Origin of the sequence: Pseudonocardia sp. HH130629-09, assembly GCF_001294645.1 — a bacterium.
Lineage (GTDB): Bacteria > Actinomycetota > Actinomycetes > Mycobacteriales > Pseudonocardiaceae > Pseudonocardia.
This window is the reverse complement of sequence record NZ_CP011868.1, coordinates 2,104,607-2,117,605: the sequence shown is the minus strand read 5'-3', so window position 1 is coordinate 2,117,605 and position 12,999 is coordinate 2,104,607. Positions and strand designations below refer to the sequence as shown.

Genomic DNA, 12,999 nt, shown 5'->3' with positions numbered 1-12,999 from the left:
CGGATGAGTTCGGGGGCAGGGACGGCGAAGCGGCCGTCGCAGTGGGCGATCTGGTTCTTCGGGGCACTCGGCGGGATCCTGTGGGGGTACGACACGGGCGTCATCTCCGGGGCGATCCTGTTCATCCCCGACGACATCCCGCTGTCCTCACTGGAGCAGGGCACCGTGGTGTCCGGGCTGCTCGTCGGCGCGATGCTCGGAGCGGGCGTCTCCGGCAAGCTCGCCGACACCCTCGGCCGACGGCCGCTGATCCTGCTCGGCGGCATCGTGTTCGTCGTCGGCACGCTCGGCGCGGCCCTCGGGGTGAACGTCGCGATGCTCGTCGGGTTCCGCTTCGTGATGGGCGTCGGTGTCGGGATCGTCTCGGTGGTCGTGCCGATGTACCTGTCCGAGCTGGCCCCGGCCCGGATCCGCGGGCGGCTCACCTCGCTCATGCAGCTGCTGGTGACCGTCGGGATCTTCCTCGCCTACGTCGTCGACTACGCCTTCGCCGACGCCCGGGACTGGCGCTGGATGATCGGGCTCGGCGTGATCCCCGCGGTCGTCCTCGCGATCGGCATCTACACCCAGCCGGAGAGCCCCCGCTGGTTGGTCGCACACGGACCCGGCGGTGACGAGGACGGTGTCACCACGGCCCGGGCCGTCCTGGAGCGGCTGCGCGGCACCCCGGAGGCGGCCGAGGCCGAGCTGTCGGAGATCCGGGAGAGCGTGCGCGTCGAGCGCGAGCACACCGAGAAGGTCGCGATCGGCACGCTGTTCTCGCCGCGGCTGCGGCGGCTGACCCTGATCGGGATGCTCCTGGTGTTCTTCCAGAACTTCGTCGGCATCAACACGATCATCTACTACGCGCCGACCCTGCTCACCGACGTCGGCTACGGGGCGACCGACGCGATCGGCGCCAACGTCGCCATCGGCGCGGTGAACATGCTGATGACGCTGCCCGGGATGTGGCTGATCGACCGCGCCGGGCGACGCCCGCTGCTGCGGTGGGGCGCGGTCGGCATGTGCCTGGCGATGATCGTCCTGGCGGTCACGAACCTGGTCGGTCTGGAGCGGGGACCGCTGCTGCTCGGCCTGACGCTGGCCGGGATCGTCGTCTACATCGCCTCGTTCTCGATCTCCTGGGGCCCGGTGCAGTGGGTGCCCTGCGCGAAGCTCGACGTCCCGCGGTCGCGGGTCACGGCGTTCGGGTTGCCGTGCACGCAGAGGCCGTCGTCGCCGAACTCGGGACGGTCCGGGTCGGGGCGCGGGTCCCACCACGCCCCGGTCGGCAGCTGCAGCACGCCGGGCCGGATGTCGTCGGTGACCCGCGCCGCGGCCAGGCAGGCACCGCGGTCGTTGTGGATGCGGACGACGTCGCCGTCGCCGATCCCGAGCCGGGCGGCGTCGTCGGGGTGGATGCGCACGACCTCGCGCCCGGAGCGTTTCGCCCCGGCCGAGTGGGCGCCGAAGTCGAGCTGGGAGTGCAGCCGGGTCGCCGGCTGGTTGGAGACCAGCCAGAACGGGTGCCGGTCGTCGGGGACCTCGGTCGGCTCGATCCACGCCGGGTGGCCGGGGTGGTCGGGCAGCCCGAGCGCGACGATCGGACCGGACCCGAGCTGGACGCGGCCGGACGCCGTCGGCAACGGGTGCCGGGCGGGGTCGGCGCGGAAGCGGCCGAGCACCCCGCCGTCGTCGGGACGCTGGGGCAGCTCCAGCTCGCCGCGCTCCCAGAACTCCTCGAACGACGGCGCGTCGAGTCCCCGGTCGGCCAGGCCCTTTCGGGTGCGGTCGTACATGTGGACCAGCCACTCGTGCGACGTCCGGCCCTCGGTGAAGGCCTCGCCGTGCCCGAGCCGCGCGGCCAGGTCGGCGAGCACGTCGTAGTCGTCGCGGGCCTCGCCGTGCCGGGGTACGAGCTGCTTCATCGCGACGACGAGCGGGTCGGAGCTGGTGGCGCCGATGTCGTCGCGTTCGAGGGTCGTCGTCGACGGCAGCACGACGTCGGCGTGCCGCGCCGTCGCCGTCCACATCGGGTCGTGCACGACGAACGTGTCGAGCTCGGCGACCGCGCGCCGCAGCCGACGCAGGTCCTGGTGGTGGTGGAACGGGTTGCCCCCGGCCCACCACGCCATCCGCACGTGCGGGTAGGTGTGGTCGACGCCCTGGTAGGAGTAGGTCTCCCCCGGGTGCAGCAGCATGTCCGCGACCCGCGCGACCGGGATGAACGAGGTCACCGGGTTCGGCGCCCGGGAGAACGTGGGCACCGGCACCGCGTTGCGCGGGCGCCCGTAGTGCCCGAGCGACCCGAGGCCGTAGTTGAAGCCGCCGCCGGACAGGCCGATCTGGCCGAGAACCGCGGCGAGAGCCGTCCCGCCCCACACCGGCTGCTCGCCGTGCTCGGCGCGCTGCAGCGACTGCGCGACGGTGACCAGGGTGCGGCCGTGCGCCATCCGCCAGGCCAGCTCCCGGATCGTCGCGGCCGGGATGCCGGTGATGTCCTCGGCCCACCCGGCGTCGCGCGCCGGGGCGGCGAACAGGTACTCGCGCAGCCGGTCCCAGCCGTCGCAGTGCGAGGCGAGGAAGTCGGTGTCGGCCCGCCCCGCCTCGACGATCGTGTGCATGAGCGCCAGCATCAGGGCGACGTCGGTGCCCGGCCGGATCGGCAGCCAGGTGGCGTCGAGGGCCTCGGGCAGGTCGGGGCGCAGCGGGCTGACCAGCACGAACACCGCGCCCCGTTCACGCGCGGCACGCATCGCCCCGCGCTCGACGTGCCGGCTGACCCCGCCCGCGGCGATCGCGGAGTTCTTCAGCGCCATCCCACCGAACGCGACGACGGTGTCGGTGTGCGCCGCGACCTGGTCCCAGGTCACCGCGTAGCGGGTCACCGCGTCGAAGGTGCCCAGCACGTGCGGCAGGACCACCTCGGCGGCACCGCCGGAGTAGGTGTTGACCGAGCGGGTGTAGCCCCCGGTCAGCGCCAGGAACCGGTGCAGCTGGCTCTGCGCGTGGTGGAACCGCCCGGCCGACGCCCAGCCGTAGGAGCCGCCGTAGACGGCCTCGTCGCCGTGAGTGGAACGGACCCGGTGGGTCTCCTCGGCGAGCCGGTCGAGCACGGCGTCCCAGGACACCGTGTGATAGCCGTCGCGCCCGCGGCCGGGGTCACGACCGGGGCCCCGGTCCCACCAGCCGCGGCGCACCGCCGGTGCGGCGACCCGGGCGGCGTGCCCGACGGCCGCGGGGACGTTGTCCAGCACCGGCGACGGGTCCGGGTCGCCGGGGTGCGGGCGGACCCGCAGCCTGCTGCCGTCCCAGCGGGCGTGGAACACGCCCCAGTGCGCGCTGTGGGTCCTCACGTTCTCGGTCACCACGGCCCACCGTAACCCGCACGAACCCGCATGCGGAGGCCTGCATACGGGAACGCCTGCCGCATGACGACGACCGCGGAACTGCTGACCGACCACGTAGGCCGGATCGACGAGCTCGTGCGTGAGGTGGTCGACGGCCTGTCCGAGGCCGACCTCGCCCGCCGCCCGGAGGGTGCGGACGGCCCCGGCAACCCGATCGGCTGGCTGGTGTGGCACCTGCTGCGGGTGCAGGACGACCACGTCGCCGATGCCTTCGACGCCGAGCAGGTCTGGACCGGCGAGGGCTGGGCCGAGCGGTTCGGCCTCGACCTCGACCCCGCCGACACCGGGTTCGGGCACACCTCGGCGCAGGTCGACGCCGTGCGGACGACCGCCGATCTGCTGACCGGCTACGGCGCGGCGGTGCACGAACGCACCGTCGGGCACCTCGCGGGCCTCGCCGACGAGGACCTGTCGCGCGTCCTGCCGCCCACCTGGGGGGAGAACGTGCCCCTCGGCGAACGCCTGGTCAGTGTGGTCGGCGACGACCTCCAGCACGCCGGTCAGGCAGCCTATCTGCGCGGGCTGCTGGGAGTGTGACCCCGCCCGCCACCTAGGCTGGCTCCGATGGCCACCGCACCTGCACGCGTCCCCGACCTGACCGCTCTCGCCCTGCTCCGTGACATCGCCTGCTCCGGGAGCATGGCCACCGCGGCCGAGGGGCTCGGGTTGACGGTGCAGGCCGCGTCGGCGCGGATCCGGGCCGCCGAACAGCAGGCCGGCGGTCCGGTGCTCGAACGCGGCCGGCGGGGGCGCCGGTCGAGCAGCCTCACCACCCGCGGCGTCCTGCTCGTGGAGTGGGCGGGCCCGCTGCTGGCCGCCGCGGCCGACCTGGACGTCGCGGTCGCGGCCCTGCGCGACGAGCCGGCCGGGGAGGACACGGTCGTCCTGGCGGCGAACCCGGTGGTCGCGGAGTGTCTGCTGCAGGGTTGGCTGGTCGAGCTGCGCGACGGCCCGGGCGGGCGGGTCGTGCTGCGCGACACCGCGGACCCCGCCGCGGCGGTCCGGTCCGGTGACGCGGCCGTCGGTGTGGTGTCCACGCCCGGCCCCCTGGAGGACCTGCACGCGGCGACGGTGGCGTCGGACCCGCTGGTGCTCGTCGTCGCCCCCGGGCACCCGTGGTCCGCGGTCGACGGTGTCGACGCCACGGAGCTGGCGGGTACCCCGCTGCTCACCCGGCCGCCCGGTGCCGGGGCCCGGCCCGCGCTGGAGGCCGCGCTCGACGCCGCCGGTGCCGGTGAGCTCGCTGCGCCGCGTCGCGGGTACGCCGCGGACGCCGCCCTGCGTGCCGCCGTCCGCGCCGGTGCGGGCCCCGCGGTGCTGGGGCGTGCGGTGGTCGCCGCCGACGTCGCAGCCGGGTCCCTGGTCGTCGTCGACGTCCGCGGCCTCGACCTGACCCGGGAGTTCCGTGCCGTCTGGCGGGAGGGCACCTCCCCCCGCGGTACCGCCCGTGACCTGCTGCGCATCGCCACCGGCGGCCGCATCCGCTGACCCGGCCGCCGTCTCCCGGCGCGGCTCAGCCGGCCACGGCGGTGAGCAGCGCGTGCCCGGCCAGCGCCGCCGCGACACCGACGACGGCGCTGGCCGCCGCGTAGCCCACGGCGAGCGCGGTGCGACCCCGTTCGAGCAGCGACAGCGTCTCCCAGCCGAAGGTGCTGTAGGTGGTGAACGCCCCGCAGAACCCGGTGCCGAGCAGCGCGGCGAACCCCGGCCCGGCCGACGGGGTCAGCGCCACCACCGCACCCAGCACGAACGACCCCACCACGTTGATCACCCAGGTGCCCCACGGGAACGCCGACGGCGTCCGCGCCTTCACCGCGTTGTCGACCAGGTAGCGCAGCGGCGCCCCGACGGCCGCACCGAGGGCGACGAGCAGCGCCGTCATCGGGCTCCGCCCCCGGCGAGCGCGCGGGTCAGGCTCGCGCCGAGCGCGGTCGCGGCGACGGCGAGCACCGGGGTGCCGACCATCAGCGCGAGCGACCCCGGTGATCCGAACGCCGGCGCGGCGACGTCGACGGCGTAGGTGGAGAACGTCGTGTACCCGCCGAGCACCCCGACCCCGAGTGCCGGGCGGACCAGCGGGTGGGCGGAGAACCGCTCGGTGGCCAGCACCATCAGCATCCCCATCAGCAGGCAGCCGGTGACGTTGATGATCAGCGTCGTCCACGGTGCCGGCGGGCCGACGAGCCCGAGCAGCCAGCGCACCTCGGCGCCCACCACCCCGCCGGCGGCGACGGCCGTGAGCACCGCCGGCCGGCCGGGCGCGCTCACGAGGCGGCCTCCGCCCGGGCGGCGCGGCGCGCCGTGGGGAGGCCGATCGCGGCCGCGACCAGGCAGGCCACCGCCCCCAGTGCGAGCCCGCCGCGACCACCCCACTGCTCGCTGACCCAGCCGGCGATCGGGCCGCCGATCGGGGTGGAGCCGAGGAAGGCCACCGACCACAGCGCCATCACCCGCCCCCGCATGTGCGGGGCCGAGGCCAGCTGCAGCGTCGAGTTGCCGCCCGCCATGAACGCGACGCTGGCCATCCCGACCAGCCCCATCGCGACCAGCGCGACCCACAGCGACGGCGCGATCGCGGCGAGCCCCAGGACCAGGCCGAACAGCAGCGCGGTGCGCACCAGCATCGGCACCCCGGTGCGCCCGTTCCCGGCGACGACGAGCCCGCCGACGACCGCGCCGACACCCATCGCACCGGTCAGCCAGCCGTAGGTGCTCGCGTCGCCGCCGAAGGTCTGCGAGGCCACCACCGGCAGCACCACCGGGAACTCGTAGGCCAGGCAGCCGATCAACGCCATCATCACCAGCGGGACCCACAGCTCGGGGTTGTCCCGCACGTGCGCGAGTCCCTCGCGCAGCTGCCCGGGCGCCCGCGGCGCCGGCGCGGTGGGCACGAGCGCGGAGGTGTCCAGGCGCAGCAGCGAGGTCACGACGGCGACGAAGCTGACCGCGTTGACCGCGAAGCAGATCCCGGTCCCGCCCGCGACGATGACCAGCCCGGCGACCGCGGGACCGACCGCGCGCGCGGCGTTGACCAGGACCGAGTTGAGGGTGACGGCGTTGCGGAGGTCGTCGGGGCCGACGAGCTCGTGCACGAAGGTCTGCCGGGCCGGGTTCTCGACGGCCTTGTTCAGCCCGAGCACCGCGGCCAGCACGTAGACGTGCCAGAGCGCGACGGTGCCGGTGAGGGTGAGCACGGCGAGCGCGGCGGCCTGCAGGCCCATCATCGTCTGCAGGCCGATCATCAGCCGTCGCCGGTCGAGCCGGTCCACCCACACCCCGGCGTAGGGCCCGAGGAGCAGCGTGGGCACGGTCTGGACGGCGACGACGGTGCCGAGCACCGCCGCGGACCCGCTCAGCTCGTAGACCAGCCAGGACTGGGCGATCGACTGCATCCAGGTGCCGACCGACGGCGACGAAGCTGACCGCGTTGACCGCGAAGCAGATCCCGGTCCCGCCCGCGACGATGACCAGCCCGGCGACCGCGGGACCGACCGCGCGCGCGGCGTTGACCAGGACCGAGTTGAGGGTGACGGCGTTGCGGAGGTCGTCGGGGCCGACGAGCTCGTGCACGAAGGTCTGCCGGGCCGGGTTCTCGACGGCCTTGTTCAGCCCGAGCACCGCGGCCAGCACGTAGACGTGCCAGAGCGCGACGGTGCCGGTGAGGGTGAGCACGGCGAGCGCGGCGGCCTGCAGGCCCATCATCGTCTGCAGGCCGATCATCAGCCGTCGCCGGTCGAGCCGGTCCACCCACACCCCGGCGTAGGGCCCGAGGAGCAGCGTGGGCACGGTCTGGACGGCGACGACGGTGCCGAGCACCGCCGCGGACCCGCTCAGCTCGTAGACCAGCCAGGACTGGGCGATCGACTGCATCCAGGTGCCGACCAGGGAGATCGACTGACCGCCGACCCAGAGCCGGTAGTTGTGGCCGGACAGCGACGCGAAGGTCCGGGCGAGCGCCCGCCGGGGTGCCTGGTCCGGGTCGGCGGTCACCGTGCGTCCCGCAGGGCCGCGGCGAGCGCGTCGAGCGCGGGCAGCGCGGCCCGCAGCCGTGCGGTGTGGTCGGGGGTCAGGGCGTCGACGTGTGCGCCGAGCAGACGTGTGCGTTCCTCGCGGCGTCGGCGGTGCTCGGCCGCGCCCGCCTCGGTGACCGCGACGCGCACGGCGCGGCCGTCGTCGGGGTCGGTGTCGCGGACGAGCAGTCCGGCGGCCTCCAGCCTGCCGGCCAGACGCGACAGCATCGTGGGGTTGACGCCCTCGACGGTGGCGAGCTCCCCCATCCCGATCGGGCCGCGGACGGCGACGGTGTCGAGCACCGACAGGGCGCTGCGGGTGAGGTCGGAGCCGCGGGTGGCCCGGTCCAAGCCCCGCGCCACCCGGGCCAGGTCCGTGCGCAGCCGCGCCAGCTCGTCGGGGTCGAGGCCGCTCATGCACACTCCATATGATTGCCTGTCGGCAAGCATATACCCGTGCAACGATCCGCGCCGCGGCACGGACGGGAGGTGCGGCCCCGGTCAGGCCGAGGCGGCCCCGGCCTCCGACGCCCGGAGGCGGGAGGCGAGCCGCTGCAGGTCGTCCCGGAGGCGGAACAGCTCGTCCGTCGACATGCCGGTGGCCTTGATGACCTCGTCCTGTGCGGCGGCGGCCTGGTCCCGCAGCGCCTTGCCCTTCTCGGTGAGCGACACCTGCACGGTGCGCTCGTCGTCCGGGCGACGGGCGCGGGTGACCAGCCCGCGGCCCTCCAGCCGGGTCAGCATCGGCGACAACGTGCCGCTGTCGAGGAACATGCGCTCCCCGAGTTCCCGCTGGGGCACCGTCTCCTCGGCCCACAGCACGAGCAGGACCGCGTACTGGCTGTAGGTCAGCCCGATGGCCTCGAGGATCGGGCGGTAGCACCCGGTCATCGCGCGGGACGCCGAGTGGAGCGCGAAACAGAGCTGCTCGTCGAGCGCCAGCGGCGCCACGGTTCCGGGCTCGGTCATTCCCACAGGGTATGCGTTCGGCGTCGGGAGTACATCCGAGCCCGCGGGATCCGGCGTGCCGCGACGGCCCGCCGGGGTGGCCGCGACGAGGAACGGGTCCGGGGTTCGACCACCCCTGAAGTGGTCGCACCCCGGACCCGGGGCCCACGGACCGGAAGGCTCCCCAGCGCCCGGTCCGTGCAGGAGTTCGTGTCGTGCGTTCGTGGCCCCGGGATTCCCCGGCCGTGCGCGACTCAATCGCAAACGGGTTCGGTTCACCCGCACCGCCCAGTGCCGGCGCGCACCGTTGCCCGATCGTCGGCACCGCGCTACGACAACGGGGTGACGGCGGACCGCTACGACGGTGGTACGGCGACCACCGGTGCCGGGAACGTCTGCACGGTCCGGGCGAGGATGCCCAGGGTCGCCCTGAGCGACGCCGCGGAGATCACCGGGAACAGGTCGGAGTCGCGGTACTGCGGGTGGATGTCGGACCAGTCGCACCACGAGACGACCCGGGTGCCGCCGCCATCGGCCTCGCCGACCCGCTCCAGCCGGTAGCCGTACACGTGGCCGACCGGCGGGCGCATGACGCCGACGATGGTCCAGGAGATCTCGCGGTCCGGCACGTAGCTCGCGATGTGCACGGTGACGTCGTAGCGCCCCATCGGACGGTCGCCGAGCGACTCGCGGTCCATGTGCACGACGAAGGTGTCACCGGCCGCCGAGACCGGTTCGCCCTCGGCCGACATCAACATGCCGGAGCTGTCGATGGCCACGTGCCCACGCGGGTCACGGAGCACGGCGAAGATCACGGCCGGGCTCGCGTAGACGATGCGGGAGGTCTCGATCCGCTGGTCGATCATGGAACCGATCATGCCCCGTCCCGGCCGGTCCGGCCCGGTACGGAGCACGACGGTCGCGGGCTCAGGCGGCGGGACCGACCGGGAGGCGCAGGACGGCGCCGACACCGTCGGTGAGCGGGACCTCGTCGCCCGGGTGGACCAGCACGACGGCAGCATCGGTCGCGGCGGCCGCCCGGACGAGCACGTTCGCAGCCGGGCCGGACAGCACCGGGGTGTCACCGACGAGCTCGTCGGCCTTCTCCCCCACTGCCGCCGGGTCGGTCCCGGCGACCAGCTCGGTCCCGGGCACCGCGGACGGGTCGACCAGCAGCGTCTCGACGGCGTGCGCCCGGGTGGCCCCGACGACGTCGCCGAGCCCGGTGACGGCGAGCCCGTCGTCGCGGCCGGAGGCGGTCGCGAAGCTGGAGACGGCCTCGCCGCGGCGGGCCTCGCGGACCTCGTCGGCCGCGGCGCGAACGGTGTCGTCGACCTGCTCGGGCGCCGTGCCGCGGGTGTTCTCGACCTCAGCCATGATCGCGGCCGAGGCCGGCGGGAGCTCGTCGCGCAGGCGGGCCCGGGACTCCGCGTCCCCGGCGACGACGAGCAGGTCCGCGTTGCCGCCGCGGACGATCGTGTCGACCCGCTCGGCGACGGCCCGGGCGTTGCGCTTCCAGGTCTCCTCGACCCGGGCGTCCGCGGAGCCCTCGCCGGGGCCTGCGACGTTCGCCTTGTGGACCGGGCCGCCGGAGTCGGTCGACACCTCCTCGACGGTGTCGTCGACGCCGCGGATCCGCCCGCCGGTCCGGTCGAGCGCGACGACGACGGTCGCCACGTCCTCCCCCACCGCGCCGAGCACGCCCAGCAGGTCCGGGACCGCACCCCAGGTCGCGGTCCCGCGCTCGGGCGGGACCTCGGTGTGCCGGTCGAGCAGCACCCGCGTCGCGTCGGCGACAAGTACCCGCCCGGCCGTGCCGTCGGGGGCGTCGGCTGCGGTCACGGCCTCGTCGAGGACGGCGAGCGCCGAGGAGTCGGCGCCGGAGTCGGCAAGGCGCTCACGCAGGCACGCCGGTCGGCAAACGTCGCACGGGCTCAGGTCGACCACGCGTCCGCGGCGTCGGCGAGAGCGTCGGCGACCCCGCGGGGCAGCGGTCCCGACCCGCGGTCGGCAGCCGAGAGCGCCCCCGTGACGCGGCCGTCGTGGCGGAGTGCGACCGCGACGGCGACCGCCCCGGGCAGCAGGGCTCCGCTGGCGCCGCGTTCGAACCCGTCGGTGCGGATCCGCGCGCAGGTGTCGAGCAGCGCGGCGGCGGCGCCGGGGTCGCCGTCGTGCGCGGCCAGCGCCACGCGCTTGCGCTCGGCCGGGGCGAGGTGGGCGAGCAGGACCCGGCCGGCAGCGGTGTCGGGCAGCGGTGCACGGACCCGGGCGGACAGCGCCACGTCGAAGCTCTCGTCGGCGCCGGCCCAGTCGAGGTAGACGGCGTCGTCGCCGATCCGGGCGGCGAGCAGCACGGGCAGGCCGGTGTGCCGGGCCAGCTGGTCGAGTGCCTCGTGCGGGATCGCCGGGACGGGTGGTTCTCCCGCTCTCGCCGCGAGCATCCACGGCGCGGGCCCCAGGGTGTAGCGACGGTCGCGTTCGTCGAGGTAGCCGGTGGCGACGAGACCGTCGACGAGCTTCTGCACCGAGGACACCGGGGCACCGACGCGCCGGGCCAGCGCGGAGAGGGTGCTGCCGTCGGGGCGGCGCGCGACGGCTTCGAGCAGACCGGCCACCCGGTCCACCGTCCGGTGGTGCTTACGCATATGAGTAAGGGTAGCTCGCAGGAGCGAGGGAGGTTAGCCATGCTCATGGAGAACGTGATCGCGGACCGACCGGAGGGAGCACGACATGGGTGGCGCACTGGACGGGCTGCGGGTGATCGACCTGGCCTCGGTGGTCATGGGCCCCTACGCCTGCCAGATCCTGGGTGACCTGGGCGCGGAGGTGATCAAGATCGAGCCGCCGGCCGGGGACATGACCCGCCGGACGCTGCCCCAGCGCCACCCCGGCATGGGTGCGCTCGCGCTGAACGTGAACCGCAACAAGCGCTCGGTCGCCCTCGACCTCAAGACCGACGCCGGGCGGGCCGTGCTCGACGACCTGCTCGACACCGCCGACGTCCTCATCACGAACATGCGGCCCGGTGCGCTGGAGCGGCTCGGGCTCGGTCCCGGGCGGGTCGCCGGACGGTTCCCGCGTCTGGTGCAGGTGCGGGCGCAGGGCTTCCGCAGCGACTCCGAACTGGCCGACCGGGCCGCCTACGACGAGATCGTGCAGGCGTCCTCGGGGATGGTGGACCTGATGCGGCGCGCGACCGGCACCCCGTCGTACGCGCCGACGATCCTCGCCGACAAGGTGTGCGCGCTGACCATCGCCTACTCCACGCTGGCCGCGGTGATCCACCAGCGGGCCACCGGTGAGGGGCAGCTGGTCGAGGTCCCGATGACCGACACGCTGCTCGCGTTCAACCTGGTGGAGCACCTGTCCGGACACACCTTCGTGCCCGCGGAGGGCCCGACCGGGTTCAACCGGTCGATGGTGGCCGGGCACGAGGCCGTAGCGACGAAGGACGGCTGGGCGTGCATCCTGCCCTACACCCCGCGCAACATCGCGGACTTCTTCGCCGCGGCCGGCCGCGAGGACCTGGCCGCCGACGAGCGGTTCGCCACCTCGCCGGCGATGGCGGCGCACCAGCCCGAGCTGTACGCACGGATCGGCGAGCTCGCCCCGCAGCGCACCACCGACGAGTGGGCGGCGCTGTGCGCCGAGCACTCGATCCCGTTCGCGTCGGTGCTCGCCGTCGACGACGCCGAGACCGACCCGTACGTCACCTCCGGCGGCCTGCTGACCGAGGCCGAGCACCCCACCGAGGGCCGCTACCGCTCGATCGGCTTCCCGGTCCGGCTCTCGGCCACCCCGGCCGGGATGCGCACCCCCGCCCCCGCACTCGGTGCCGACGGCGCCGCGGTGCTGCGCGAGCTGGGGCGCACCGAGGACGAGATCGACGCGCTCGTCGCCGAGGGGGTGCTGGTCCGATGAGGGCCGCCGACGTCCTCGCCGCCGGGACCACCCCGCTCACCGCGCCGGCGTTCCCGCCCGGGGCGCACCGGTTCACCGACCGCGAGTACCTAAGCGTCGTCTACCGCACCGACCCCGACGCGTTCCGCCACGCCCTGCCCGAGCCGCTGGTGGTCGGTGATCCGCTGGTCCGGTTCGAGGTCATGCACATGGGCGACGTCGACGGGTTCGGCCCCTACACCGAGTCCGGTCAGGCGCTGGCCTGTTCCTTCGACGGTGAGCAGGGCGAGTACCTGCACGGGATGTGGCTGGACAACTCGCCGGCGACCTTCGCCGGGCGCGAGCAGAGCGCCTACCCCAAGGCGTTCGGCACCCCGCGGCTGACCGTGGAGGACGGCGCGCTGCTCGGGACCCTGCACAAGGGGTCGCTGCCGGTCGCCGTCGCCACGATGGCCTACCAGCATGCCCCGCTCGACCCGGCCGAGGCCGCCACGCAGATCGGCGTCCCCACGTTCATGGTCAAGCTCGTCCCCGGCCGCTCCGGCCCGGTCGACGCCCGCCTGGTCCGCACCCGGATCACCGACCTGACCGTGAAGCGCGCCTTCAGCGGCCCGGCGCGGCTGCAGCTGTTCCACCACGTCCTCGCGCCGCTGGCGGACCTGCCGGTGCGCGAGGTCGTCTCCGCATCGCACGTGCTCACCGACCTCACCCTGGCGCCGGCCGAGACCGTGCACGACTACCTGGAGCGCTGA

Annotated in this window: 13 protein-coding genes and 2 pseudogenes; 5 read left to right on the top strand and 10 right to left on the bottom strand. The window is 74.6% G+C overall.

Annotated elements, in window-relative coordinates; all coding sequences use genetic code 11:
- Positions 1-3: 3 nt before the first annotated feature.
- Positions 4-1,128, top strand: a pseudogene (locus tag XF36_RS30285) (sugar porter family MFS transporter); the annotation flags it as partial.
- On the opposite strand, the gene XF36_RS09735 reads toward XF36_RS30285, so the two are convergent.
- Positions 1,098-3,347, bottom strand: a complete 2,250-nt coding sequence (locus tag XF36_RS09735) for a molybdopterin-dependent oxidoreductase (RefSeq protein ID WP_238589198.1) — start codon at positions 3,345-3,347, stop codon at positions 1,098-1,100. The pseudogene XF36_RS30285 and the gene XF36_RS09735 overlap by 31 nt on opposite strands.
- A gap of 63 nt (positions 3,348-3,410) precedes the next feature.
- Between XF36_RS09735 and XF36_RS09730 the strand changes: the two genes are divergently transcribed.
- The gene (locus XF36_RS09730; RefSeq protein ID WP_060711739.1) at positions 3,411-3,926 is read left to right on the top strand and encodes a mycothiol transferase; all 516 of its coding nucleotides are present in this window, start codon (positions 3,411-3,413) and stop codon (positions 3,924-3,926) included.
- 27 nt (positions 3,927-3,953) lie between these two features.
- The gene (locus XF36_RS09725; protein WP_060711738.1) at positions 3,954-4,877 is read left to right on the top strand and encodes a LysR family transcriptional regulator; all 924 of its coding nucleotides are present in this window, start codon (positions 3,954-3,956) and stop codon (positions 4,875-4,877) included.
- Positions 4,878-4,902: 25 nt separating this feature from the next.
- Here XF36_RS09725 and crcB read toward each other — a convergent pair whose 3' ends face one another.
- The 9 genes and pseudogenes from crcB to XF36_RS09680 all read right to left on the bottom strand — a co-directional run bounded on the left by crcB (position 4,903) and on the right by XF36_RS09680 (position 10,992).
- Positions 4,903-5,271, bottom strand: a complete 369-nt coding sequence (crcB, locus tag XF36_RS09720) for a fluoride efflux transporter CrcB (protein ID WP_060711737.1) — start codon at positions 5,269-5,271, stop codon at positions 4,903-4,905.
- Positions 5,268-5,657, bottom strand: coding sequence for a fluoride efflux transporter FluC (locus XF36_RS09715; RefSeq protein ID WP_060711736.1), 390 nt, complete (start codon positions 5,655-5,657; stop codon positions 5,268-5,270). Before XF36_RS09715 ends, crcB begins: the two co-directional genes overlap by 4 nt.
- On the bottom strand, positions 5,654-6,781 hold the full coding sequence (locus tag XF36_RS09710) for an MFS transporter (protein WP_082375297.1): 1,128 nt from the start codon (positions 6,779-6,781) through the stop codon (positions 5,654-5,656). Before XF36_RS09710 ends, XF36_RS09715 begins: the two co-directional genes overlap by 4 nt.
- A gap of 61 nt (positions 6,782-6,842) precedes the next feature.
- Positions 6,843-7,379 (bottom strand): annotated as a pseudogene (locus tag XF36_RS35545) (MFS transporter); the annotation flags it as partial.
- On the bottom strand, positions 7,376-7,816 hold the full coding sequence (locus XF36_RS09700; protein WP_060711734.1) for a MarR family winged helix-turn-helix transcriptional regulator: 441 nt from the start codon (positions 7,814-7,816) through the stop codon (positions 7,376-7,378). The gene XF36_RS09700 and the pseudogene XF36_RS35545, both read right to left, overlap by 4 nt.
- Before the next feature lie 84 nt (positions 7,817-7,900).
- The gene (locus tag XF36_RS09695; RefSeq protein WP_060711733.1) at positions 7,901-8,368 is read right to left on the bottom strand and encodes a MarR family winged helix-turn-helix transcriptional regulator; all 468 of its coding nucleotides are present in this window, start codon (positions 8,366-8,368) and stop codon (positions 7,901-7,903) included.
- A 335-nt stretch (positions 8,369-8,703) separates the two neighbouring features.
- Complete coding sequence (locus tag XF36_RS09690; RefSeq protein ID WP_060714554.1) at positions 8,704-9,213, bottom strand: SRPBCC family protein; 510 nt, start codon at positions 9,211-9,213, stop codon at positions 8,704-8,706.
- Positions 9,214-9,274: 61 nt separating this feature from the next.
- A complete protein-coding gene (locus XF36_RS09685) occupies positions 9,275-10,294 on the bottom strand; it encodes a hypothetical protein (RefSeq protein ID WP_060711732.1) in 1,020 nt (339 codons plus the stop codon).
- On the bottom strand, positions 10,282-10,992 hold the full coding sequence (locus XF36_RS09680) for an IclR family transcriptional regulator (RefSeq protein WP_082375296.1): 711 nt from the start codon (positions 10,990-10,992) through the stop codon (positions 10,282-10,284). Before XF36_RS09680 ends, XF36_RS09685 begins: the two co-directional genes overlap by 13 nt.
- 85 nt (positions 10,993-11,077) lie before the next feature.
- Between XF36_RS09680 and XF36_RS09675 the strand changes: the two genes are divergently transcribed.
- The gene (locus XF36_RS09675) at positions 11,078-12,268 is read left to right on the top strand and encodes a CaiB/BaiF CoA transferase family protein (protein ID WP_060711730.1); all 1,191 of its coding nucleotides are present in this window, start codon (positions 11,078-11,080) and stop codon (positions 12,266-12,268) included.
- Complete coding sequence (locus tag XF36_RS09670) at positions 12,265-12,999, top strand: acetoacetate decarboxylase (RefSeq protein WP_060711729.1); 735 nt, start codon at positions 12,265-12,267, stop codon at positions 12,997-12,999. Before XF36_RS09675 ends, XF36_RS09670 begins: the two co-directional genes overlap by 4 nt.

What these genes read in the sequence shown, in the direction of transcription:
- XF36_RS09670 (WP_060711729.1), top strand. Translation starts at nt 12,265, where the DNA reads ATGAGGGCCGCCGACGTCCTCGCCGCCGGGACCACCCCGCTCACCGCG.
- XF36_RS09680 (WP_082375296.1), bottom strand. Translation starts at nt 10,992, where the DNA reads ATGCGTAAGCACCACCGGACGGTGGACCGGGTGGCCGGTCTGCTCGAA.
- crcB (WP_060711737.1), bottom strand. Translation starts at nt 5,271, where the DNA reads ATGACGGCGCTGCTCGTCGCCCTCGGTGCGGCCGTCGGGGCGCCGCTG.
- XF36_RS09725 (WP_060711738.1), top strand. Translation starts at nt 3,954, where the DNA reads ATGGCCACCGCACCTGCACGCGTCCCCGACCTGACCGCTCTCGCCCTG.
- XF36_RS09700 (WP_060711734.1), bottom strand. Translation starts at nt 7,816, where the DNA reads ATGAGCGGCCTCGACCCCGACGAGCTGGCGCGGCTGCGCACGGACCTG.
- XF36_RS09710 (WP_082375297.1), bottom strand. Translation starts at nt 6,781, where the DNA reads ATGCAGTCGATCGCCCAGTCCTGGCTGGTCTACGAGCTGAGCGGGTCC.
- XF36_RS09675 (WP_060711730.1), top strand. Translation starts at nt 11,078, where the DNA reads ATGGGTGGCGCACTGGACGGGCTGCGGGTGATCGACCTGGCCTCGGTG.
- XF36_RS09730 (WP_060711739.1), top strand. Translation starts at nt 3,411, where the DNA reads ATGACGACGACCGCGGAACTGCTGACCGACCACGTAGGCCGGATCGAC.
- XF36_RS09695 (WP_060711733.1), bottom strand. Translation starts at nt 8,368, where the DNA reads ATGACCGAGCCCGGAACCGTGGCGCCGCTGGCGCTCGACGAGCAGCTC.
- XF36_RS09690 (WP_060714554.1), bottom strand. Translation starts at nt 9,213, where the DNA reads ATGATCGACCAGCGGATCGAGACCTCCCGCATCGTCTACGCGAGCCCG.